This is a genomic window from Rufibacter sediminis, assembly GCF_014269285.1.
In the GTDB taxonomy this organism is placed as follows: domain Bacteria; phylum Bacteroidota; class Bacteroidia; order Cytophagales; family Hymenobacteraceae; genus Nibribacter; species Nibribacter sediminis.
The window spans coordinates 48,151-69,281 of sequence record NZ_JACOAF010000003.1; the positions used below are offsets into that span (position 1 = coordinate 48,151).

Annotated in this window: 21 protein-coding genes; 5 read left to right on the forward strand and 16 right to left on the reverse strand. The window is 46.9% G+C overall.

Annotated elements, in window-relative coordinates; translation table 11 throughout:
* Positions 1-25 precede the first annotated feature (25 nt).
* The 11 genes from H7U12_RS01340 to H7U12_RS01390 all read right to left on the reverse strand — a co-directional run bounded on the left by H7U12_RS01340 (position 26) and on the right by H7U12_RS01390 (position 10,073).
* The gene (locus H7U12_RS01340; RefSeq protein ID WP_241749023.1) at positions 26-2,293 is read right to left on the reverse strand and encodes a heavy metal translocating P-type ATPase; all 2,268 of its coding nucleotides are present in this window, start codon (positions 2,291-2,293) and stop codon (positions 26-28) included.
* Positions 2,294-2,640: 347 nt separating this feature from the next.
* Positions 2,641-3,480 carry a universal stress protein gene (locus H7U12_RS01345; RefSeq protein WP_186631686.1) on the reverse strand — a complete coding sequence of 280 codons (840 nt, stop codon included), beginning with the start codon at positions 3,478-3,480 and terminating at the stop codon, positions 2,641-2,643.
* Positions 3,481-3,502: 22 nt separating this feature from the next.
* On the reverse strand, positions 3,503-4,591 hold the full coding sequence (arsB, locus tag H7U12_RS01350) for an ACR3 family arsenite efflux transporter (protein WP_186631689.1): 1,089 nt from the start codon (positions 4,589-4,591) through the stop codon (positions 3,503-3,505).
* Between the two features lie 26 nt (positions 4,592-4,617).
* Positions 4,618-5,397 carry a metallophosphoesterase family protein gene (locus tag H7U12_RS01355; protein WP_186631692.1) on the reverse strand — a complete coding sequence of 260 codons (780 nt, stop codon included), beginning with the start codon at positions 5,395-5,397 and terminating at the stop codon, positions 4,618-4,620.
* 15 nt (positions 5,398-5,412) lie between these two features.
* The gene (locus H7U12_RS01360; RefSeq protein WP_186631695.1) at positions 5,413-5,850 is read right to left on the reverse strand and encodes an arsenate reductase ArsC; all 438 of its coding nucleotides are present in this window, start codon (positions 5,848-5,850) and stop codon (positions 5,413-5,415) included.
* 67 nt (positions 5,851-5,917) lie between these two features.
* Positions 5,918-6,385 carry a DUF6428 family protein gene (locus tag H7U12_RS01365; protein WP_186631698.1) on the reverse strand — a complete coding sequence of 156 codons (468 nt, stop codon included), beginning with the start codon at positions 6,383-6,385 and terminating at the stop codon, positions 5,918-5,920.
* A 156-nt stretch (positions 6,386-6,541) separates the two neighbouring features.
* On the reverse strand, positions 6,542-6,874 hold the full coding sequence (locus H7U12_RS01370) for an ArsR/SmtB family transcription factor (RefSeq protein ID WP_186631701.1): 333 nt from the start codon (positions 6,872-6,874) through the stop codon (positions 6,542-6,544).
* 121 nt (positions 6,875-6,995) lie between these two features.
* Entirely contained in the window at positions 6,996-8,651 is a 1,656-nt protein-coding gene (gene merA, locus H7U12_RS01375; RefSeq protein WP_186631704.1) for a mercury(II) reductase, read from the reverse strand.
* Between the two features lie 29 nt (positions 8,652-8,680).
* On the reverse strand, positions 8,681-9,094 hold the full coding sequence (locus tag H7U12_RS01380; protein WP_186631707.1) for a heavy-metal-associated domain-containing protein: 414 nt from the start codon (positions 9,092-9,094) through the stop codon (positions 8,681-8,683).
* Between the two features lie 20 nt (positions 9,095-9,114).
* The gene (gene merTP, locus H7U12_RS01385) at positions 9,115-9,765 is read right to left on the reverse strand and encodes a mercuric transport protein MerTP (protein WP_241749025.1); all 651 of its coding nucleotides are present in this window, start codon (positions 9,763-9,765) and stop codon (positions 9,115-9,117) included.
* Positions 9,762-10,073: an ArsR/SmtB family transcription factor gene (locus H7U12_RS01390; RefSeq protein ID WP_455566833.1), complete on the reverse strand. Its 312-nt coding sequence runs from the start codon at positions 10,071-10,073 to the stop codon at positions 9,762-9,764. The genes merTP and H7U12_RS01390 overlap by 4 nt, the downstream gene beginning before the upstream one ends.
* Before the next feature lie 347 nt (positions 10,074-10,420).
* On the opposite strand from H7U12_RS01390, the gene H7U12_RS01395 reads away from it, so the two are divergent.
* Positions 10,421-11,110, forward strand: coding sequence for a recombinase family protein (locus H7U12_RS01395; protein ID WP_186631712.1), 690 nt, complete (start codon positions 10,421-10,423; stop codon positions 11,108-11,110).
* 398 nt (positions 11,111-11,508) lie between these two features.
* Here H7U12_RS01395 and H7U12_RS01400 read toward each other — a convergent pair whose 3' ends face one another.
* The 3 genes from H7U12_RS01400 to H7U12_RS01410 form a co-directional block, all read right to left on the reverse strand.
* Positions 11,509-12,561: a c-type cytochrome gene (locus H7U12_RS01400; RefSeq protein ID WP_186631715.1), complete on the reverse strand. Its 1,053-nt coding sequence runs from the start codon at positions 12,559-12,561 to the stop codon at positions 11,509-11,511.
* Positions 12,562-12,908: 347 nt separating this feature from the next.
* Positions 12,909-14,561, reverse strand: a complete 1,653-nt coding sequence (locus H7U12_RS01405; RefSeq protein WP_186631719.1) for a bifunctional metallophosphatase/5'-nucleotidase — start codon at positions 14,559-14,561, stop codon at positions 12,909-12,911.
* A 203-nt stretch (positions 14,562-14,764) separates the two neighbouring features.
* Positions 14,765-15,151: a hypothetical protein gene (locus H7U12_RS01410; protein WP_186631722.1), complete on the reverse strand. Its 387-nt coding sequence runs from the start codon at positions 15,149-15,151 to the stop codon at positions 14,765-14,767.
* Positions 15,152-15,310: 159 nt separating this feature from the next.
* Between H7U12_RS01410 and H7U12_RS01415 the strand changes: the two genes are divergently transcribed.
* The 4 genes from H7U12_RS01415 (at position 15,311) to H7U12_RS01430 (ending at position 19,840) form a co-directional block, all read left to right on the forward strand.
* Positions 15,311-15,703 carry a rhodanese-like domain-containing protein gene (locus H7U12_RS01415; protein WP_225986427.1) on the forward strand — a complete coding sequence of 131 codons (393 nt, stop codon included), beginning with the start codon at positions 15,311-15,313 and terminating at the stop codon, positions 15,701-15,703.
* Positions 15,704-15,706: 3 nt separating this feature from the next.
* Positions 15,707-16,645 (forward strand): YeiH family protein, encoded by a 939-nt coding sequence (locus H7U12_RS01420; protein ID WP_186631725.1) that lies wholly within the window; start codon positions 15,707-15,709, stop codon positions 16,643-16,645.
* 98 nt (positions 16,646-16,743) lie between these two features.
* A complete protein-coding gene (locus H7U12_RS01425; RefSeq protein ID WP_186631728.1) occupies positions 16,744-18,192 on the forward strand; it encodes a bifunctional metallophosphatase/5'-nucleotidase in 1,449 nt (482 codons plus the stop codon).
* A gap of 127 nt (positions 18,193-18,319) precedes the next feature.
* A complete protein-coding gene (locus tag H7U12_RS01430) occupies positions 18,320-19,840 on the forward strand; it encodes a bifunctional metallophosphatase/5'-nucleotidase (protein ID WP_241749036.1) in 1,521 nt (506 codons plus the stop codon).
* 80 nt (positions 19,841-19,920) lie between these two features.
* Here H7U12_RS01430 and H7U12_RS01435 read toward each other — a convergent pair whose 3' ends face one another.
* A complete protein-coding gene (locus H7U12_RS01435; RefSeq protein ID WP_186631734.1) occupies positions 19,921-20,367 on the reverse strand; it encodes a DsrE family protein in 447 nt (148 codons plus the stop codon).
* Positions 20,368-20,466: 99 nt separating this feature from the next.
* Entirely contained in the window at positions 20,467-21,090 is a 624-nt protein-coding gene (locus tag H7U12_RS01440) for a TlpA family protein disulfide reductase (protein WP_186631737.1), read from the reverse strand.
* Between the last annotated feature and the right edge of the window lie 41 nt (positions 21,091-21,131).

Sequence of the window (21,131 nt, forward strand, 5' to 3'; positions counted from 1 at the left end):
TACAATTGGAAAACGCATTATAAAATTATAGCTGCTGTGCTTTCAAACGCAGGCTGTTAGCAACTACTGATACCGAACTCAGCGCCATCGCTGCCCCGGCAATCATAGGGTCCAATAAGAATCCATAGAACGGGTAGAGCACGCCAGCTGCAATCGGAATGCCAACAAGGTTATAGATAAAAGCCCAGAATAAATTCTGCCGGATGGCATTCACGGTTAACTTAGATAACTTCAGGGCCTTCGGTAACAATTGCAAATCAGAGGTAATGAGAGTCATCTTGGCTACGTCAATGGCTATATCCGAACCTTTCCCCATTGCGATGCTTACATCTGCCTGCGCCAGTGCCTGAGAGTCATTAATCCCGTCCCCTACCATCCCTACGACTTTGCCTTGGCTTTGAAGAAGCTTTATAAAATCAGCCTTCTCGCTTGGCATTACCTCAGCTTGGAAATGCTCAATCCCCACCTGCCGGGCAACTGAAGCCGCCGTTCGGGCATTATCACCAGTCAGCATATAAACCTCGATTCCCCTTTGCTGCAGTAATTCAATCGCCTTAGCCGATGTATCTTTAACCTTGTCGGCAATGGCCAAGATAGCCACTGCCTTCCCCTCCTCTGCAAAATAAATCACGGTTTTAGCTGCCTCTGCCCAATTTTCGGCCACACTGGACAGGTCACTTGAAACCGATATTTCCTCTGCAGCCATGTACTTAGGGCTGCCCACTAAGTAGAAGCGTCCCTGCCAGCTTGCCTTCACCCCTTTTCCGGTTACGCTATCGAACCCATCTATCTCCACAGATGGGACAGCGCCATCCCGCAGGTGGCGGGCTACGGCTTCCGCTAAAGGATGCTCAGATAGTTGTTCCAGGGAGAATAGCACGGATTGCAGCTCTCTGTGACGTGAGCGGACTTCTTCCGCCCAGAGAACATCCGTTACTACTGGCTTGCCTTCGGTTATGGTACCGGTTTTATCTAGAATGAGAGCATTCAGGCGGTGTGCCTGTTCTAAACTTTCGGCATCTTTTATAAGGATACCATGTTCGGCTCCCTTCCCTACCCCTACCATAATAGCTGTGGGGGTGGCTAGACCCAATGCGCAGGGGCAGGCAATAACCAACACCGTTACGAAAGCCAGTAATCCTTGTGAAAGGCCGTTATCACCGCCTAAAACCAGCCAAGTAACCAAAGTGACAAGAGCAAAAACAAACACAACGGGCACGAAAATCCCGGCTATTTTATCGACTAATTTCTGCACCGGGGCTTTAGAACCCTGGGCATCCTGCACTAATTTGATGATTTGAGCTAAAAGTGTCTCACTGCCCACCTTCTCAGCCGTAAAGCGAAAGCTGCCTTTTTGGTTAATTGTTCCGGCAAATACTTTATCGCCCATTCTTTTGGAAACAGGCACTGGTTCCCCGCTTATCATCGATTCGTCAACATAAGAAGAACCGGAGGAAACTTCACCGTCTACCGGTACTTTTTCGCCGGAACGCACGAGAAGAACATTTCCTTTCTGAATAGTTGAAATGGGCACTTCGCGTTCCTGGTCTCCCTCAACAAGCCAAACTGTTTTAGGCTGCAGCCCAATCAGTTTTTTTATCGCTGAAGAGGTACTGGATTTTGCCCGCTCTTCCAGCAATTTGCCCAGCATGATAAAAACAATGACAACCGCAGCCGCCTCAAAATAAACGTGGGGATGTAAATTTCGCGCATGCCAAAAACCGGGATTTACTGTATTAAAAACACTAAAAGCGAAGGCAGTGCCGGTACTTAGAGCTACCAGCGTATCCATGTTGGCCTTACCATGGCGGGCTTGCTTGAAGGCATTGACAAAGAAGTTGCGTCCAAATACAAATAGAACCGGGGCACTTAAAGCCATCATTATCCAATTGCCATAAGGCATCTCCATAAAGAACATCCCGATGACGACCACAGGCAGCGTAAGTAGGCCTGCCAAAACAGTCTTTCTTTTGAGCTCCCGGTAATGGCTCTGCTGGGTTTCCTCTTGAATCTCCTGGGCATTCTCAGTATCTATTATCAAGTCATACCCGACCGATTGAAGCGCCTTTTGCATATCAATTACCTGTACCTTTTCCGGATTATAGGTAACCTGTAAAGTCTGGGTCGCAAAGTTTACGTTAGCCTGGGTAACGCCCGGCGTACTGGCAACCATGGATTCCACACTAACCGCACAAGCTGCACAAGTCATACCGGTGACCGGCATGGAAGCTTGGCTAATGGCTTCATCCGCAATTCGCTCAGGGATAGTGGAGGTATCATTATAATTCTTCATATCCTTAATTCCATGTTAATTATATACGAAGTTAAAGCTGCCTTCCCTCTAGACCGTTACAGAATTAAAGAAAAGAATAACAAGATTTAGCCTAGTAACCAATTAAAAAGGATAACATATTAACTAGCTTGAAGCTGATTTTCTAACTATAAGATTCAATGAATCCCATAGCAGGAAACTTCTGACAGAAGATAGTATCCAGAGTTTTCCTTAATATATAAACTGCAAAAGGCCCGTTCTTTCGAACAGGCCTTACCGAAAGCAGGAGACTACTCTGCTACCGGTTAATATGTACATCAGATTCTCACCTTTCTGATGTTACATAAAGCTTAATTGTCTTTTTTGCTTTACCCTGGTAAAATCAAAAGTGGGTATGTGGCATGGCGGATAAATTGAGCAATGGTGCTTTCATGAAAAAGTTTCTCTATGAAAGAGCGCTTCCTTGAAACCAAACTCAATAAAATGTCCCCCTTATTTTCCTGTAGGTAACGGCTAAGCCCGGCAACCACATTGGCATCAGAAACCCATTTCGTCTCCAGTTTGTCTGTGGCAAAGGAAAGTTGTTTGTTTATTAGTTGATTAATATGGGTAGCCCTGTGCTCATTCATTTCCGCAGATACATGAACTACTTGAACTACCGGCTGCAAAGCCTCAACCATCTCATTCAGAATAGTAGATGGAAAAGCAAACTTCTTTCCATCTAAACCAATAACTAATTGCCTTGGGAATGCATGTACTTTGATAACTTCCGGTACTACGAGCAGCGAAAGCTTCTCCAATTTCAACAGATGAAGAGATGTGCTGTCCACCATTTCATCCGGGATATCCTCTGTATAGCATTTTCCTATTACTACTAAAGGATTGTTCAATGACTGTAGATAAGCCGCTAACTGACCTGCCATTGAACCGGTAAGCAAGACTGGCTCAATGGTAAGTTCATTACCAAATTCATCGCATCTTCTCTGCAAAGCAGCCTCCTGCTCCTCACTGGAGGAGATGGGAAATTTATCCTCGAAATACTTGGAATAGGGGGCTGCCTCCACAAAATAATTTGCATCTAAAATGGAGTGCTGCCAGATATGCACCAATTTTATTGTAGTCGGTACTTTCTTAGCTAACGAAACGGCATAATGCAAAGCGTTATCTGCTGCCGTAGAGAAATCCGTCAAAACAACTAAATCAATCATAAATACAGAGGTTAAAGTTCAATCAATTGCTTTGCGGAAGGGGCTCGGAATAGGCATCCTTCCCATAATACTTCTTCCGGAACCAATAAGCTAGGTTCACCAAACCAATCAAAGCAGGAACTTCGATAAGGGGCCCAACCACCCCGGCAAAGGCCTGCCCGGAATTCAATCCGAAAACACCGATGGCCACGGCTATCGCCAGTTCAAAATTATTGCCTGTAGCAGTAAAGGCCACAGATGCATTCTGCGCATAATTAGCACCCAGTGCTTTGCCCATGTAGAGGCTCACCACGAACATGATGGCGAAATAAATCACCAGCGGGATAGCGATGCGCACCACGTCCATCGGTATGCGCACGATTAAATTACCCTTAAGGCTGAACATCACCACAATTGTAAACAACAGGGCAATCAAGGTTATAGGGCTGATAGCCGGAATAAAAACCGTATTATACCAGATATCCCCCTTCATGCGGCGTAAGAAAAAGCTGGACAGAAAGCCCATCAGGAAAGGCACCCCGAGGTATATGCCTACACTTTCGGCAATAGCACCCATGCTTATATCCACAATCTCGCCTTCCAAGCCAAACCAGGTAGGAAGAACGGTAATAAAGACGAAAGCGAAAACACTGTAAAAAAGCACTTGGAAGATACTATTGAAAGCTACCAAACCGGCTGCATATTCCCGGTCGCCTTCGGCCAGTTCATTCCATACCAGTACCATTGCAATACAACGCGCCAAACCTATCAGAATGATTCCCACCATATATTCCGGATAGTCCCGCAGGAAAATAATCGCCAGGAGAAACATCAGAATAGGCCCAATTATCCAGTTTAAAACCAGAGAAAGTGTGATGACCTTTACATTTTTGAATACCCGCCCTAACTGCCCGTATTTAACTTTGGCCAAAGGTGGGTACATCATTAAAATCAGACCGATAGCAATGGGCACATTAACTGTGCCTACCTGAAAGGCATTTATCACGTCTTCAGTTCCTGGATATACATAGCCGATTAGGACCCCGATAGCCATCGCTAAGAAAATCCACAGGGTCAGGAATTGGTCCAACCGGGAAAGCTTTTTCCTCTTATCTACTGTACATTGACTCATTATCTATATAATAAAAGTGAAATTCATTATGCCGTCCGGAGCATATCGGCGAACTCGTTAGGCAATGGGCTGGCTTCTACAGCCTGAGCTGATTTCTCCACATCATAGGCAACCCGAACAAACTCAACCTTGATGCTTTCCGGATTGGACAAACTACTCTCCGGGGTCAACTCCAGGATGACATAGCAGCTGCGGGGGTCTCCGTCCTTTGGCTTGCCCACTGAACCGATATTGATAGCATGGCGGTAGCGGGTTTGTCCTTCGTGCTCATAAGGCATGGCCCGGTGGTATGGTTTATGGGTATGGCCAAAAAACATAATGTCCGCCTGGGCATCGGCAAACATATGCAGGAAGCTTTTCTCCGGGCGGTCCTCAAATAGGTATTCGTTTATCTTGCGCGGACTACCGTGTACTAACAAGGCTTCTATTTTATTCTCAACTTTCGAATCATCCATGAAAGTCAACCGGATATGACGCGGCAGCATCCTTAGATAATGCCGGGTTTCATCTGTCACGATGCTATTCGTGAAATCGATAGACTGTTGCCCCAGTGATTTTTCCGTATCGGTTTTATAGGCGCAGCCACAGTTTGGGCTGGCTAGCCCTACCCCTTCATCATAATTTCCGGCAATAGTTGGTATTCTCCTTTTCCGGATTTCAGCTACTACTTCATTTGCCCAGGGAGCATAGCCCACCAGGTCTCCTAAACAATAAATGGCATCCAGGTTCTGCTTATCCATATCGGCAAATACGGCTTCCAAAGCAGGTAAATTCGCATGTATATCGCTAAAAAGGGCTATTCTCATTGTAGTTATCGGGTTTTACTTTGCAATTGCAGTTTTATTTAGAATGTGGTCAGCCACGAACTGTTGACTGTAAACTTTTATTTGGTCCCGTACCTGGCCAAAAGCAGCTTTAACCTCTTCTTCCGTTCCGGTGGCCTTAGCCGGGTCAGTAAAGTTCTGATGGAAGCGGGTAGCCTTGGATGGGAAGTAAGGGCAATTTTCCTGGGCATGGTCGCACACGGTAATGATATAATCAAAGGGCACGAGTTGGTATTCATCAATGTGATTGGAGGTATGGCCTGAAATATCGATGCCATCTTCGGCCATCGTAGCAATAGCCCGTGGGTTTACGCCGTGGGTTTCGATGCCGGCGCTGTAAATAGTGGCCTGGCCTCCGGCAAAATGCCGCAGGTACCCTTCGGCCAATTGGCTGCGGCAGGAATTCCCGGTACAGAGAACAAGTATGTTTTTCATATTCAGATGTAAAGTTTTTGATATACTGGCTCCCCCAAATCGATTATGAGGTAGCCAGTATTGTGAATCAGCAGCAACCTGTGCCTGGCGCGCAGGTATTGGAGGTATTTAACTGGTTGAGGTTAATTTTAAACTTTTCCGTCGGAACCCCGCATTTGTCTGGTGCCAGGCAATTTGTTCTCTTGGGTAGCAGAACGAAGCCTTTGCCGTCATGAGAAAGGTCATACTTACCGATAGTGTCTCCCTGGTACTCAACTTCTACTTCCAAGTCTTCCATACCCAGGGTTTTCTCCGATAAAGCAATAATGTTCAATAGTTTTTGAGGCTTAAGCCGGTGGTCAAAGTCATTGGCATCCCAAAGCTGAAAATTTGCGACTTTCTCGTTCCGCACGGTGCCGCCGCAATCGATAAAATTCTTGGTAACAACCCCTACTTCAGTCACGTGGAAGTGTTCCGGAACTTTCATTCCATTTTCAAGTTCAAAATCAACCGATTCTGCATTTTTCAGGATGTCTTTTATTTCTGATAGTTTCATGATATTTAGATTGAAAGGTTAAAACTTGACGCTTATTATCTGTGCTCCGTCCGCAACATACAATTGCAGTAAAACTTCGTACTTAAAATTTAATGTGTACAAGAGCCTTTCATTAACATATTATTGCTTTATTACGATAAATAGAAACAAAAAAACTTAACAGCAACTATCCTGGCATTCTACATTGCTGGAGAATATGTTGAAAAAAACATCCCTCACCTCTTCCCACTTATGCTTATCGATACAGTAGCAAACACTGGTACCTTCCACGGTACCTGTAATAAGCCCTACTGCCTTTAGTTCTTTCAAGTGCTGTGAAACCGTGGCCTGCGCCAAAGGCAATTCCCCCACCAAATCCCCGCAGATACAAGTTTGCTTTTTCAAAAGGTATTGTAATATCGCCACCCTAGCCGGATGCGCCAGTGCCTTGGCATACGCAGCTATCTGGTTCTGCCCCTCCGTAAAATTCTGTGTTTTGGTAACACCCATTTTTTCAGCTTTATTATTATAACGCAATATTACGATTAAAACTTAATTATCCCAGATTAAAAATAGAAAAGCAGGTGAATTTAATCTTACCTGCTTTTCTATTTTTAAAATATAACGGAGTCTAGCTAGCACAGCAGCTTAATTTAGCGATGTCCTTACTAAAGCCGATTGCAGCCAGCTTAATACCTTCCGAAAGGGTCAGGTAAGGATATAAGGTGGTGGCGACTTCTTCCACAGTCATGCCGCAGCGCATAGCCAGCGTTATCTGCGAAATCAATTCGCCTCCTTCCGGAGCCACTATTCGGGCACCGATAAACCGGTCTGTCTCGGTATTCCGTACCAGCTTAATAAAGCCACGGGTATCCAGGGCCGCAATACTCCGGGGAACATAGCTTAGCGGTAACCGGCTTACTTCGTATGGAATACCCAATACTTCAGCTTCCTTTTCATCCAAGCCTACCCCGGCTATTTGGGGGTCAGTAAACACCACCCACGGCAAGGCGCTGAAATCAGTATTTAATTGTGCCCCGTTAAAGGCATTTCTTACGGCCAATTTACCTTCATAAGCAGCGGCATACACAAAAGCAGGATTCGCCGTAACATCGCCTATGGCATAAATATTAGGCACGGAGGTCTCCAGCAGCGAGTTTACTTTTATCTGACCCGTCTTTTCCAGCGTCACATTAATTTTATCCAAGCCAAGATTGCTGGTGTTAGCCTTGGTTCCGGTAGCAACTAGCAAATGGGTAGACTCAATGACTTGGTTTTGGCCATGGACATTAATAAAGAGCTGAACCTTACCTTCTTGTTGCGTCACCTTTTGGATACTGGTTCCGGAGATAATTTCTATACCTTCTTCCCGCAGGTGCCGGGCCAATTCATCCGACACTTCCGCCGGTTGCGAACTTAATATTCTTTCCGAGCGCTGGATAACCCGGACCTTGCTACCAAAACGGTGATAGGCCTGGGCGATTTCCAAAGCAATATAACCTCCCCCCAGAACGGTCAGGGATTCGGGCAGGCCATCCAGTTCGAAGATGGATTCATTGGTAAGATAGTTTACCTGCTCTAATCCTGGCAAGGCGGGGATAAAGGTGGTAGCACCGGTAGCGATAATAAATTTAAGGCCCGTGTATTTCTGCTTCCCATCCACCAGTACCGTCTTAGTATCCAAAAATTCAGCCCGGCCCTCCACGGTTTTTACAAACTCCAGTGTTTCCAGGATATTCTCATACTTTTCTTCCCGCATCGCATCTACAAGCTCCCGCTTCTGCTGGATAATTCTGCTGTAATCCCAGGTAGCTTTTCCCGGTTGTACCCCGGCAAAGGGCGAATGACTAGCGTGGCGGATGCTTTCAGCGGCCCTAATCAGAAATTTAGAAGGCACGCAGCCTACATTTACGCAGGTTCCTCCAATGGGCAAACCAGCATTGATTATTAAAGTAGATAGGCTCTGTTCATTGGCATAGATGGCCGCAGCAAAAGCAGCTGAACCGCCCCCAACAATAATCAAGTCAAAATCTGATTGAAAATCGAATGTATTTATTGGGGAGTTTATTTCACCGGCTACTTTATAATGACCTATTCCATTTATGGTATTGATGATAGCTTCCTTTGTTATCACATCTGGGTCATAGGAGAACTTGCCTTTGCCATCCGGATAACTGATTACTTCATTTATGATACCAGGTTTTCCTTCGAATCTTTTAGCAATAGAAGCTGCGCAATGCTCGCACGTCATACCCGTAATAGCCAATTCTACCTGTTCTTTTTTCATAGTCTTCTAAGGCTGTATAAAATTTAACTTTATAAAATTGCTTTTTTGGCGCAGCAGCCTCCTGTTGCTTTTAGGCTGGTGGTTTTACCTGCACTTTTGGTCTCAGGCAGCACCTGGCCTTTGTAGCCCGCTTTCTCAATGGCGGCAAGGATTTGCTTCTCCGACACCTTGGCCGCGTCGTATTTTATGGTGGCCACGTCCCCCGGGTACTGCACCTCGTTGGACAGGATCCCGGCCTGCTTGCCCAAGGCTTTCTGCAGACCGCTGGCGCACCCGGCGCAGGTCAGGCCGGTGACTTTCACCTGGATGGTCTTGACATCCGCTTTCTTTACTTCGATAGCGGTACCAGACAGCCCGACCGGTTTGGCGAACAGGGAACAGGTGCCGCACCCGCAGATCTGGGTGAAGGCAAGGATAGAGGAAATAATAAGGAATTTTCTCATGGCATGGTTTTTTAGGTGGTTTACTTTTGATTTACTTCTTCAAACTTGGTGACCTTGTACCCGGTCTCCGTGGCCACGTTCTGGGCCAGCCTCGACAGGTCCACCTTGCTTTTGTCATAGGTGACCTGTGCAATGCCGGTGCTGTAGGAGGAGTTGGCCTCCACCACCCCAGGGGTTTGCCGCAGGGCATTGTTCACGCTGTGCTCGCAGCCGCTGCACGTCATGCCCGCGATGTATAGGTTGGCGCGGGTGGCGGTGGCGGCCGGCGCGGCAAGGGCAGTGGACGGGCTCTCCTTCGGGAAGAAGGCGCCGGAGTAGTAGGGGAAGGCCAGCAGGACGGCGGCTATCGCGGTCACTATCCCAAGGAAGGCCTTCGACTGCAGAAAAGAAGGCTTCTCGTCCTCGTCACAGGCGCAGTCCATCTGGCCGGCCGGCTGGGGTTTCAGCTTCTGGTACCAGGCGAACCCCAGCACCAGCACCGACGCCCCTACCAGGTAGGGACGGAAAGGCTCCAGCCAGGAGAAGGTCGCGGCGATGCCGCTGATGCCGCCCAGCAAGGCCAGCACCGGAGTGATGCAGCAGAGGGAGGCGGCCAAGGCGGCCAGGATGCCGGCCCCTACGAATGAAGTGGAGGTGCCTTCTTTGGGGCTGTCCATGGTGTTGTTCTTCATGCTACTGGATTATCTATTTGGTTTTTTTCGATCAGGGAAAAGTAAGGCTGGAACAGCTTGCCGAACTCGGGGTTAAGGGAATAGAAGATGGTCTGCCCGGTCTTCTTGGATTTGATGATGTTCCCGTCCTTGAGTTTGCGCAGGTGCTGCGAGATAGCCGAGACGTTCATGCCGAGCACGTCGCTCAGGTCACAGACACACAGGTTTTGCTCTTCGTACAGCAGAAATAAAATCTTCAAGCGCACCTCGTTTCCGGCTAGGCTCAGAGCATTGGCTAGAACCTGGATTGTTTCATTTACATTTTCCATTCTCTTTTTACAGGTGTTGATGTGGTCCGCATCAGCAAAAACCCGGATGCAACTATTGGTGCTATCTTTCATAATAATCGGTCGAATGTTTTTTTATTTATACAAAGGTATAAACGATGTAGTATTTAAGCAAACGCTAAAATAATTATTTTAGAAAACACTAAAATATATTAAAAAAGAGAACTTACCCCCTATTTTACAAATCAGGAACGTTCGTTGCTGATTTGTAAAATAGGGGGTAACTTAGCAAAAAAGAAAAAATGAAATGGGCGGCAGGGGAGAAAAGTCATATGTTTTTGCAATTGCAAAACAGCACCTGAAATTCCAACAGCCACTCTTATATATATATGGAGTATCAGAAGTACATCGCCTACTACCGGGTGTCGACCGCCAAGCAGGGCAGGAGCGGCCTTGGCCTGGAGGCCCAGCGCGCCGCCGTCATCTCCTTCACCAAAAACCCAGACGGCATCATCCGGGAGTTCACCGAGCATGAGTCCGGCAAGAATGACGACCGCCCACTGCTGGAGCAGGCCATTCTGGCGGCCAAGAAGCAAAGCGCCACTTTGATTATCGCCAAGTTGGACCGGTTGAGCAGGGAGGTGGCCTTTCTTTTCCAGCTTAAGAAAAGGGTAGAGAAGAATAACATCAACTGGCTGTGCCTGGACATCCCCGAGATGAATACGCTCAACATCGGTATATGGGGAACCATGGCCCAGCACGAGCGGGAGCAGATAAGCAAGCGCACCAAGGTTGCGCTTCAGGCACTGAAAGCCCGTGGCCAGCAATTGGGCAATCTGGATAATTTGACTGAAACCGGCAGGGAACTTGGCGTTGAGGCCATCAAAAAGAAAGCAGCCTCCAATGATAATAACAGGAGGGCAGCCGAGTTAATTCGTCTTTACCGGGATCAACGAATGACTTGGCTAGGCATTGCCGAGAAGCTAAACCAATCCGGCTTCAAAGCTAGCAGGGGCGGAATATTTCAGGCAATACAAGTTCAAAGAATTCATCACCGTTATTGCGAGAAGAGCATTTAAATACAGAAACGCATTTAGACACCCTCGTCTCAACTTCTAGGAATTAAAAGGCTCCTGATTTTTTAAAATCCCATTGCATAGTCTTGTTCTGAATCTGGAGAGACAAACAATTAATTTAAGGAACAAGAGGGTTATGCAGAACCTAAGATCCAATCTAGGCTCAGTGAATCTGCTTCAGCTTTACATATCCTCTATCCTAGACGCTCATCTATTGTGGGGAATAACAGGAAAGGATTGATTTGCTTCTAGCATCGTGATAGAATGGAACTTGCCCTATTATATCATATACCCATAGTTATTCACCCTTTTTGATTTGTAAAATGTAGGTAGGGGTAAACCTAAGCAATACATTAGAATTGTCATTCGCCTTATACATCCTCCACTGCCCAGACGATCAACTAGTTTTTGGAGATCATTATAGGTTTATACGGGCCATATTTATGCTGATGTTCACTATAAGAGTCCTTGTAAGGACCAAACGGATGGTCAAAGGGTTTTTTTGATATATCTGGCCAGTCCTTTCGTGTATCTTTCTTAGGCCGGGGCATGGTATTCACATACGCGGCTACATCCCAAGCCTCCTCATCGGTCAGCTGCGGATTGCGGTGGGTGGCTCCTAAAGGCATGTTGGCCTTCACATAGCGCGCAAAGTTGGAGATACGGTAAAGCCCGGCCCCATCATTGTAACTGTGCTTTCCCCAGAGGGGCGGATACTGGAATTCAGGGTTGCCGGGTGTTTTCATGCCCTGACCCTCCTGCCCGTGGCACGTTTGGCATTTCTGCACGTACACGGCCTTGCCAAGTTCAGGACTAGTCGCACGATCCAGCACCTCCATTTCAAGAAGCCCAGATCCTTTGACATTGTCGCCTTTTTTCACGTCTTTCCCTACCCATTTAATGTATGCCACAATGGCCTCCATTTCTTTGGATTTAGGGGAGAGCGATTGACCATTCAAGCTGCGCTCGAAACAGTCGTTTACCCGCTTTTCAATGTTCTCGCTTTTGCCTGAGCGGGCCCGCACTTTTGGATAGGAGGAAGCGACCAGCGAATAGTTGTTGCCAAAGGGCTTGGTGCCGGCCCCGAGGTGGCAGTTTTGACAATTCATGCCGTTTGAGATTTGTAGGACACTGCCGGTAGGGCCTATGTATTTGGCAGTGTGGGCCACCAAATCCTGGCCATATTTTATTTGTTCGCCTGCTGCTCCGGCAGGAATTGTTGAGTGGTCCGGGGCTTCCCATAAGTAATCCTCTACCAAGGTTGAGGCAGTGAAGGTTGTAGCAGAGGACTTAGAAAGCGCAATGGATGGGCCAGACTGCATTGCGTTAGATGGGTAGAACAGAGTAAATATGACTGCCCCCAGCAATATAAAGACCGCAAAGACGGTAAAACCTACCGCTTTGGTCATGTTAAATAAAAAGTCAATTAAGTTTTTTTCCTCATTGAGTTTCATCGGCTTGTCAGGTTAGGTACATTCATAGGTAAAATTTACCGATTCAACCTAAGACGTTCTGTGACTTTAGTCACGCTAGCCCGGAAATGAAAAAATTTTTAAATGTGATGCCGGGAGAGTCTACCATAAGCATCGAATCATTCAAAAGAGGCAGGGCAAAATGACACCTTGTTACCTTTATGTAGGCTTTTTAAGTGTTGTTATGCTGGAAGCATAAAAGGACAATGCTAAAAGCAGCTTCTTTAACTTTAAGTGTTTATTGTCTAGTAATTGATTGAGACATCTAAAAATCTCTAGTATAAAGTGTATTAAAAAAAGCGGGAAGCAATACTCCCCGCTTTTTTAGCTTACCTAAACACATAGTCCACATTGGGCAACTGTGAAAGCACCGGCGATGCCAGGTCAAGGACCTTGGCTCTTCCGTCAATATTAGGTGAAACAGTGCCATTTTTCTTCAAGTATTCCTCCATTACATCATGAACGGTATAATCTAATACCTTAGGATGTTTGGCATTTGGCATGCGACATAATACATGGTCTGGCTCACCGGTTCTCCTGCAGGCCGCCATGGTGTATTCACGCTTCAAATCAAGCGGTTTTCCTCCCACTGTGATAGACTGAACACGCTCTCCTTTTGGTGCGTTTGCTTTGAAGGTCAGCTCCATGCCAGAGAATCTTATGACCCAACCACCGAAACGCTCCAGTGGCTTCTCCGCAAAAACGTTGTGTAATTCCTGTTCCATCCAGTTTTGTATCTGCTGGCCGGTTACCCTTCCTGTTTTTACATTCTCGTTCACGGGTAGCATGTTCCAGATGTCACTATATGTAATAGGTGCTTTGCCTGAAGCATCAGGCACAATTGGAGTACCGAAACGAAAGCCATTTGAAATGGCGATGTCAGCACCAGTCTTCCAGCGAACAGCATCAGTTATCATATTATCCAAAGCATTTTCAACCACCAGGTAGCGGTACAAAGGTTGCGTGGTATAGCCTAAAACACGGTCCATCTGTTTTTTGTAGGGAGCTATTTGCTCGTCTACTATTTTCTGAACAATAGGATCTGCGGGGTATTTTTTTGGATCCACATCAATTAGTTCGTAGTTCTGGCCTACTATTTTTCCGTCTTTCACCTGAAGGTCCAGGCGACCAACAAAAGAACCGAAGCCCCCCGGCTCTACCACCTGGGCATACTTGCGCTTAAGTGGCTTTCTGATTCTTTCATGCGTATCGTTGCCCAGTACAAAGTCCACGCCTTCAATTTCGGGTTGGTCCGCTAGGTATATTTGCTTGGAAATCCCCAAGTGCGTTACCAGGAACAAGATGTCAACGCCTTTTTCCTCTTTCAACTCTTTGATAAGGGGCTGCATGTTGTCTTCCAGATTCTTAAAAAGGAGACCTTTGCTGAAGACGGGGTTCTGGCGGATAGGCACCTCGGGGTCATTGTAGGAGATAAAGCCCAGTTTTACACCTTTCATTTCCTTGATGATGTAGGGAGGGTACACCATAGCAGAGGTAGACTCATCATAGATGTTTGCGCACACTACCGGCTTTCCATAGGACTCCATGATACTGCGCATTTTTTGACTGCCAAAGATGACTTCCCAATTACCCGGAATCAGGAAATCATAATCCATGGCCCTGATCACAGGGGCGATGGCGTCCCCTTCAGACATAGCCGCAACGGCACTACCCTGTATCAGGTCTCCGCCGTCCACAATCACAGTGCCATCGGGGTTTTCTTTTTTCACCAGCTTAAAAAGTGTCTGAATATGGGCCATGCCGCCACGTTCTTTAAACACAAACTTTCCGTTCTCGACAAACATCTCCTGGTGGGGCATCAGCTGTCCGTGGATGTCTGCCGTCTGTAAGATGGTGATGGTTTCAACGCCATTTGTATTGTCAATGGTTTTACCCTTTTCCAACGCCTGGCAAGAGCTCAATGCAACAAAGCCAATTACGGGTAGGGTAGAAAGTATAAATCTTTTGATGTGTAGCATCATGTTATTATAGTTTTATAGAAAGGAAGGAAAAGCTTAACAAAGGAAGGCTTACCTGAATTTTGGCTGTTAAATTTTATAACTACACCCTTTCTTCCAGCTCAAATACTGTAGGTATAAGCCTTACATGAGCCGGGAGGGTGTAGATAGAGGAAGCAAATCACTGTTTGACGTAGCCCAGTAATTGCACTCAAACTGGAAGATAATTAGCTGAGCCGGGGTGGGTCAGGCTCTAAATATTTACTAAGAGAGAAATATGTTGCCTGCTTGTAGCCAGACTTTTGTAAGTCCAGCAAAAGGGGAACAAACACGAATTCATCAGCAGGCTCCGTGCTTATAATTTTTACAGAACATTGGATTTCAGTAGTCCCTTCTTTCAGCCCGTTTTCTGTATCGGGTGCTTTTTTAAGTAGCTGTTTTAAAAGTTCGGTTTCATCACCCGATGCCGCTAGCCGCTTTTGAGCTTCTTTCCTCAGACAAACCTTTTTTATTGACACACCTGCACGCTCTCCTGGCACGAAGCTGATTATCGTCAGCATCGAAAGATGAAGAATTATCATCAACAGGGCCCATATGTGCAGGTAGTGCTTCAAGTAATGTTTTTAAGCTTTAGAACGGATTGTTACTGTCAGGTTTTACAAAACAAGCAAAATGACTTTTACCTCACAGTGACTTTTGTCACTTAGGTTCAAAACGCAATGTGTGTACTTGCAGACAGTAGAATTCTTAAAACTTAGAATTGAACGATAGCTATGAACTATGTAATGAATGTGATGGCCTTCCTGCTGCTCTTTGGGTTCAGCAGTTGCCAGCAGGAAACAGGTGGTACGAAAGTAAACTTGACTGCCACCGAAGTTAAGCGATTGATAGAGTCTAACCAGGACATTGTAGTGCTGGATGTACGCACCCCCTATGAATTCCAGGAAGGAAATCTGAAAGGCGCGGTTAACATAGACTACACTTCCCCGGATTTTGAGCAGGAAATAGCCAAACTGGATACGGCCGCCACCTACCTGCTATACTGTAAATCCGGCAACAGAAGTAGTAAAGCAACAGCAGTCATGAAGAGCAACAATTTCAATAACCTTTATAATGCAACTGTAGGGTTTGATGCCCTCCGATCAGCAGGGGTACAAACCAATTAAACGGTGGAGACTGCAAGCAAAAGGTATAGTCAACTGGTGATTTTCTGGCTCCTGTTGCTGTTAATCCTAGTAACTGACCTGATTAGTGCCCCACTCGCTTTATTATCAGGTATAGTATTAGGACTTGTTATAGGCAATCCGTATCCGGCAAGGCTGAGTACGGTCACCAAGTACTCTTTGCAGGCTTCGGTGGTCGGGTTGGGTTTCGGTATTAACCTGTATCAGGTTGCTGAAACCGGTTTCACAGGGTTCTTTTATACTGCCATCTCGCTCATCGCTACCATGGTGGTCGGGTTACTTTTGGCGAAACTGTTGGGAGTGGGGAAAAAGCTCAATCACCTTATTTCTGCTGGTACGGCTATTTGCGGCGGAAGTGCCATTGCAGCGGTTGCACCGGCTATAAACGCCTCAGAAAAGGAAATTTCAGTGGCGCTGGGGGTGGTGTTCATTTTGAATGCCCTAGCGCTCTTTGTTTTCCCGTTCATAGGCAATAAGCTACAGTTGTCACAGGAACAGTTCGGGGTTTGGGCCGCCATTGCCATCCATGATACCAGTTCCGTAGTAGGGGCCGCCACGGAGTTCGGTGAAAAAGCACTGGAAATTGCCACCACGCTTAAACTCACGCGGGCTTTATGGATACTGCCGGTGGTGCTTATCACGGGCTTTCTGTTTAAGTCTGAAGGCAAAGCAAGCTTCCCGAAGTTTATACTTTTCTTCCTGATAGCATCCCTGTTCAGCACTTTCCTGAGCGGCCTGAGCGAAGTGTATAGCTGGCTGACTATGCTGGCCCGGAAAGGATTGATTATAAGCTTGTTCTTAACGGGGGCAGGCATCAGTCTATCACTACTTAAAACCATTAGTATCAGGCCGTTTCTGCAAGGGATTGTTCTTTGGGTGGTTGTGGCTAGCAGCTCACTGCTGGCAGTTTACTATTTGGTTTAAAAGAGCAGCAAGATCACCTGTAAAGCGTATCATGAAGAGTATTAAGCACAAGAATAACAACTAGTTAAACTTTAAGGGGTAGCCAATCCTTTGTGACTATGGAAAAGCAGACGAACCTAACCATCCTTCAGCTCAACGACACCCATGCCTACCTGGAACCGCACCAGGAGATGTTTTGGGAGGGTGGCACCACAAAGTACCGTCGAGCGGGAGGCTTTGCCAAAATAGCAGGGTACCTAAAACAGCTTCGCCATGAAAAGGAGGATGCCGTACTGGCACTGGATTGTGGTGACACGTTTCACGGAACCTACCCCGCAGTTGCTTCTAATGGCGAAGTGATGGTGCCTGTGCTTAATGCGCTTGGCCTGGCCGCTATGACGGCACATTGGGAATTTGCCTATGGCCCGGAGCAGTTCAAGAAACTGACCCAGATGCTCAACTACCCCATGTTGGCCATCAATGTGTATGAGAAAGCTACGGACAAGCTGGCCTTTGAACCCTACACCTTGAAAGAAATCAATGGCTTGAAAATAGGGATCATCGGTATTGCCTGTAACATCGTTGATAAGACCATGCCGCCCCATTTCAGCGAAGGCATCTATTTTACGCTGGGCAACAAAGAACTACCCGATTACATACACAAGCTAAAGCAGGAAGAAAAGGTTGATGTCATTGTTCTGATTTCTCACCTGGGCTTTCCGCAAAACATGAAGCTGCTTTCCGAAGTGCAAGGCGTAGATGTTTGCCTGAGCAGTCACACCCATTACCGTACTTCCCAAGCCGTAAAACAGGGGAAAACGATTGTGATAGAGTCCGGTTGCCATGGTTCCCTTCTGGGGCGCTTGGATCTGACCTTAGAGAACGGCAGAATCTCCAACTATTCACATGAGCTGGTGGAAGTCTCAGACCATTTGCCAGATGATGTCCCCATGCAGGAGCTGGTGCAGCAGGCTGTTCAGCCTTATAAAACAGAGTTAAACCAGAAAGTGGGGGAGACGGCTACGGTGCTGGACCGGAACAACATCCTGGAATCTACCATGGACAATTTTCTGCTGCAAAGTATGTTGCACGCAACAGGCGCAGAGCTGGCTTTTTCTAACGGCTGGCGGTACGGGGCACCTATCGTTCCCGGGCCTGTCACCCTGAACGACCTTTATAACATCATCCCGATGAATTCCTCTATCCGAACGGTGGAACTGACGGGACAGGAACTGCAGGAAATGTTGGAAGGGAACCTGGAGAAAACGTTCTCGCCTGACCCGTATGCACAGCAAGGTGGATTTGTAAAACGGTGTTTAGGTTTAAGAGCCTTTATAAAGATAGAAGCACCTAAAAACAACCGCATCCAGAAGCTCTTTGTGAATGATGAAGAACTAGTCTTGCAACGGACCTATAAAACCGCTTTCGTGACAGAGCAGGGCGTGCCCTCAACGTATGGCACCAACCGCACCGACACAGGTATAAAGGCCATTGAGGCCATGAAGCAATACCTGGAAAAGCATTCACCTGTGCGTGTTGATTTGCTGGGCACTTTCACGGCAGTATAATTCCCATTAACTAGACTTTACTTCTATGAAATTAAGTAGGAAACTAGGCGTCCATTTGGGGATGGCAACACTCATGTTTGTCGGCGCCTGCACAAACCAAAATCCAACATCAACTACCGCAAGTGATATGTCAGGAAACCAACAGAAGTCCATCAGCATTTTGCATACCAATGACATGCACGGCACCTATATGCCTTTCTTGACCACAAGGGATAACGCTACCGCCCAAACCGGAGATGCTGGTCGTGACACGCTTATCACATTCGACAAAGCAGCAAAAATAGGGGGCTTTGCCTACCTGGCTAGCGCTGTAAAAAAAGTACGGAAGGAGAAAGGCGCGGAAAATGTGTTGCTGGTGGATGGGGGCGATACCTTTAGCGACGATCAACTGGGCAATCTCACCAAAGGAGAGGCCATGATTCGCTTCATGAATGCGGTGAACTATGATTTGATGGCGCTGGGGAACCATGACTTCGACTATGGTTTTCCACGCACGCGCGAACTGGAGGAGATGGCAACTTTCCCTTTCCGGGCAGCTAACATCACGGATGACAACACGCAACAACCAATTTTCGGGGAACCTTACATCATTACAGAAAAGAACGGGGTGAAGGTGGCTATTCTGGCGCTTGGCTACCGCAACACACCCAAAACCGGTAATCCCGACAATGTGAAAGGCCTTAGTTTTAAGGTGGGCCAGGACGTAGCGAAAACCTATGTGCCGGAGCTCAGAAAGAAAGCTGACATAGTGGTGGTGCTTTCGCATGAAGGGACGGCGGTGGATTACAAAATGGCCCGCGAAGTAGAAGGGATTGACCTGATCATTGGTGCTCATAGCCATGACATACTGGAGCCAAGAAAAAAGATAGGGCAGACGTTTGTGGTGCAGGCCATGTCAGATGGAGCGGTACTGGGCGAAACAGAGTTGATCATCAAAGACCAAAAGCTGACTGATGTAAAAACGCATCATCATTGGCTCTGGAACAACCAGTTGCAACCAGATGCAGAAATACAGGCGTTAATTGACCAACAACGCACACCACACCTAGCCCAGTTACAAGAGCTGGTGGTAGAAAGCGAGGCAGTCATAGGAAGACAGTACAAGTCTGAGAGTCCGTTTGATAAACTGGTAGGCAATCTCTTACTCAAAGAGTTTAAAGGAGACGTGGCCATCATGCCGGGCGTAGGGTATGGTATTTCCTTTAAACCAGGCCCTGTGACAAGTGAGGAAGTGTACAAACTGTTGCCACACCCATCCAAAATTGTAACCTTGACCATGACAGGCAAGCAGTTGAAATCAACCCTGGAGCAGGCCGCAAAAAACCTGAAGCCCGAGAATAAACTTGAAGCGGTGGGTGGGCTCATCCAGACGGCTGGCATCCGTTACCAAATAGACCTCACCAAGCCCATAGGAGAACGAGTGAGCAACGTCCAAATTAAAAGCCAGCCAGTAAAGGATGCGCAAAATTACAAGGTTGTCACCCACAATGGCCTACTGACCGGACTGCACAACTTCAATGAAATTGGCAAAGGGCAGAACATCATCAAAACCGGGAAACCGCTCACCGATTTTATCATTCAGAAGTTAAAGGAGATGAAGACCGTAGCTATGCCAGATAATATGGGCGAAGTGGCCATCAAACGCTAAGCAACCATTACCTTTCAACAAAAAAGCGCCCCGTCATCGATCGATGACGGGGCGCTTTTTCTATTATTTGTACTTGAAGTTTAATACTTGATATAGCTCCAACCTTCTTCCTGTTTGGTAACGATTTCACCTATGCCCATGACGACAGTTGGTGTGTTGGGCAACAGCTGGCTCTTTTCAACTTTAGCTCTTTTCATGGTATTCTCACATGCAACAAACACTACTCCTTTGGCCTGTAGCGCCTTAATCGCACTGGCTTGGGTTGACTTTCCGGCTACAAGCAGGTTGATGGCTTTGCCATGTACCACCACTTCAATCTGAGCATCTGGCCAACCACGTTTGATGTTGTTTAATTGTCTGATTAAGCCGGCATGCATGGCGGTATCTGCTACTGACAAGTCATACACAATCTTGTGTTGCTTGGTTTCCTCAGTTTTTTTAACGGTCGATGTAGCCTGTGCCTGAACATTGGAAAGTGGAGCTAGAAACATGACTAGCAAAACCATTATGACTAATTTCAATTTCATAATTCTTTCAAATTAAGTTAAACAATGATTCTGGTGTTATTTGATGGATATGTAAGCCCAAGCTTGTTTTAAGGCATGAAACAAGCCTGGGCCTTACTATTACTTTGAAGCCAGCTTCTGCAAGAAGTCAATCACCTCGGGCGTGTCATATTCGGCCATGCCGTTCTGCTGGGCCACTATCTTGCCTTGCGGCGAGATGATGTAAGTGGACGGGATGGCCGGGCTGTTGAACTCCTCGGGCATCTGGCTGGCCGGCAGGTACACCGGGAAGGTGAAACCCTTCTTGGCGATGAATTTCTTCACCTTGTCCATCCCGTTCTGGTCCACGGACAGCATCACGAAGGCAATCTTGTCAGATCCTACCTTCTCGTAGAGGCTCTGGATGTTGGGCATCTCGGCAATGCACGGCGGGCACCAGGTAGCCCAGACATTCAGGAAGATGACCTTGCCTTTGAGAGACTCAAACGCGACCACCTTGCCCTCCAAGTCGGTCATCTGGAATCCGGCTCCTGTCATGGGGGCAGAGGTAGAAGTCAAAGTAGCCGGCGTGGAGGTTTTTGGGGCAGTGGGCATCTCCGCGTTTTTGAGGCCGGTAGCTAATAACAGGCGTTGAACCCCGCCAATGACATCGGTGTGCAGGCCAGTGGCGTACAGCACGGCAAAAATGGCCAGGGTATAGACCCAGCCCGGGATGCTTTTGAAGGAAAATTTATTTCTGTTCATCTTATTCGTTTTAAGGTATTTTCTGGGAAATAGGCCAAAAC

What these genes read in the sequence shown, in the direction of transcription:
- H7U12_RS01340 (WP_241749023.1), bottom strand. Translation starts at nt 2,293, where the DNA reads ATGAAGAATTATAATGATACCTCCACTATCCCTGAGCGAATTGCGGAT.
- H7U12_RS01345 (WP_186631686.1), bottom strand. Translation starts at nt 3,480, where the DNA reads ATGATTGATTTAGTTGTTTTGACGGATTTCTCTACGGCAGCAGATAAC.
- arsB (WP_186631689.1), bottom strand. Translation starts at nt 4,591, where the DNA reads ATGAGTCAATGTACAGTAGATAAGAGGAAAAAGCTTTCCCGGTTGGAC.
- H7U12_RS01355 (WP_186631692.1), bottom strand. Translation starts at nt 5,397, where the DNA reads ATGAGAATAGCCCTTTTTAGCGATATACATGCGAATTTACCTGCTTTG.
- H7U12_RS01360 (WP_186631695.1), bottom strand. Translation starts at nt 5,850, where the DNA reads ATGAAAAACATACTTGTTCTCTGTACCGGGAATTCCTGCCGCAGCCAA.
- H7U12_RS01365 (WP_186631698.1), bottom strand. Translation starts at nt 6,385, where the DNA reads ATGAAACTATCAGAAATAAAAGACATCCTGAAAAATGCAGAATCGGTT.
- H7U12_RS01370 (WP_186631701.1), bottom strand. Translation starts at nt 6,874, where the DNA reads ATGGGTGTTACCAAAACACAGAATTTTACGGAGGGGCAGAACCAGATA.
- merA (WP_186631704.1), bottom strand. Translation starts at nt 8,651, where the DNA reads ATGAAAAAAGAACAGGTAGAATTGGCTATTACGGGTATGACGTGCGAG.
- H7U12_RS01380 (WP_186631707.1), bottom strand. Translation starts at nt 9,094, where the DNA reads ATGAGAAAATTCCTTATTATTTCCTCTATCCTTGCCTTCACCCAGATC.
- merTP (WP_241749025.1), bottom strand. Translation starts at nt 9,765, where the DNA reads ATGAAGAACAACACCATGGACAGCCCCAAAGAAGGCACCTCCACTTCA.
- H7U12_RS01390 (WP_455566833.1), bottom strand. Translation starts at nt 10,073, where the DNA reads ATGGAAAATGTAAATGAAACAATCCAGGTTCTAGCCAATGCTCTGAGC.
- H7U12_RS01395 (WP_186631712.1), top strand. Translation starts at nt 10,421, where the DNA reads ATGGAGTATCAGAAGTACATCGCCTACTACCGGGTGTCGACCGCCAAG.
- H7U12_RS01400 (WP_186631715.1), bottom strand. Translation starts at nt 12,561, where the DNA reads ATGAAACTCAATGAGGAAAAAAACTTAATTGACTTTTTATTTAACATG.
- H7U12_RS01405 (WP_186631719.1), bottom strand. Translation starts at nt 14,561, where the DNA reads ATGATGCTACACATCAAAAGATTTATACTTTCTACCCTACCCGTAATT.
- H7U12_RS01415 (WP_225986427.1), top strand. Translation starts at nt 15,311, where the DNA reads ATGAACTATGTAATGAATGTGATGGCCTTCCTGCTGCTCTTTGGGTTC.
- H7U12_RS01425 (WP_186631728.1), top strand. Translation starts at nt 16,744, where the DNA reads ATGGAAAAGCAGACGAACCTAACCATCCTTCAGCTCAACGACACCCAT.
- H7U12_RS01430 (WP_241749036.1), top strand. Translation starts at nt 18,320, where the DNA reads ATGTCAGGAAACCAACAGAAGTCCATCAGCATTTTGCATACCAATGAC.
- H7U12_RS01435 (WP_186631734.1), bottom strand. Translation starts at nt 20,367, where the DNA reads ATGAAATTGAAATTAGTCATAATGGTTTTGCTAGTCATGTTTCTAGCT.
- H7U12_RS01440 (WP_186631737.1), bottom strand. Translation starts at nt 21,090, where the DNA reads ATGAACAGAAATAAATTTTCCTTCAAAAGCATCCCGGGCTGGGTCTAT.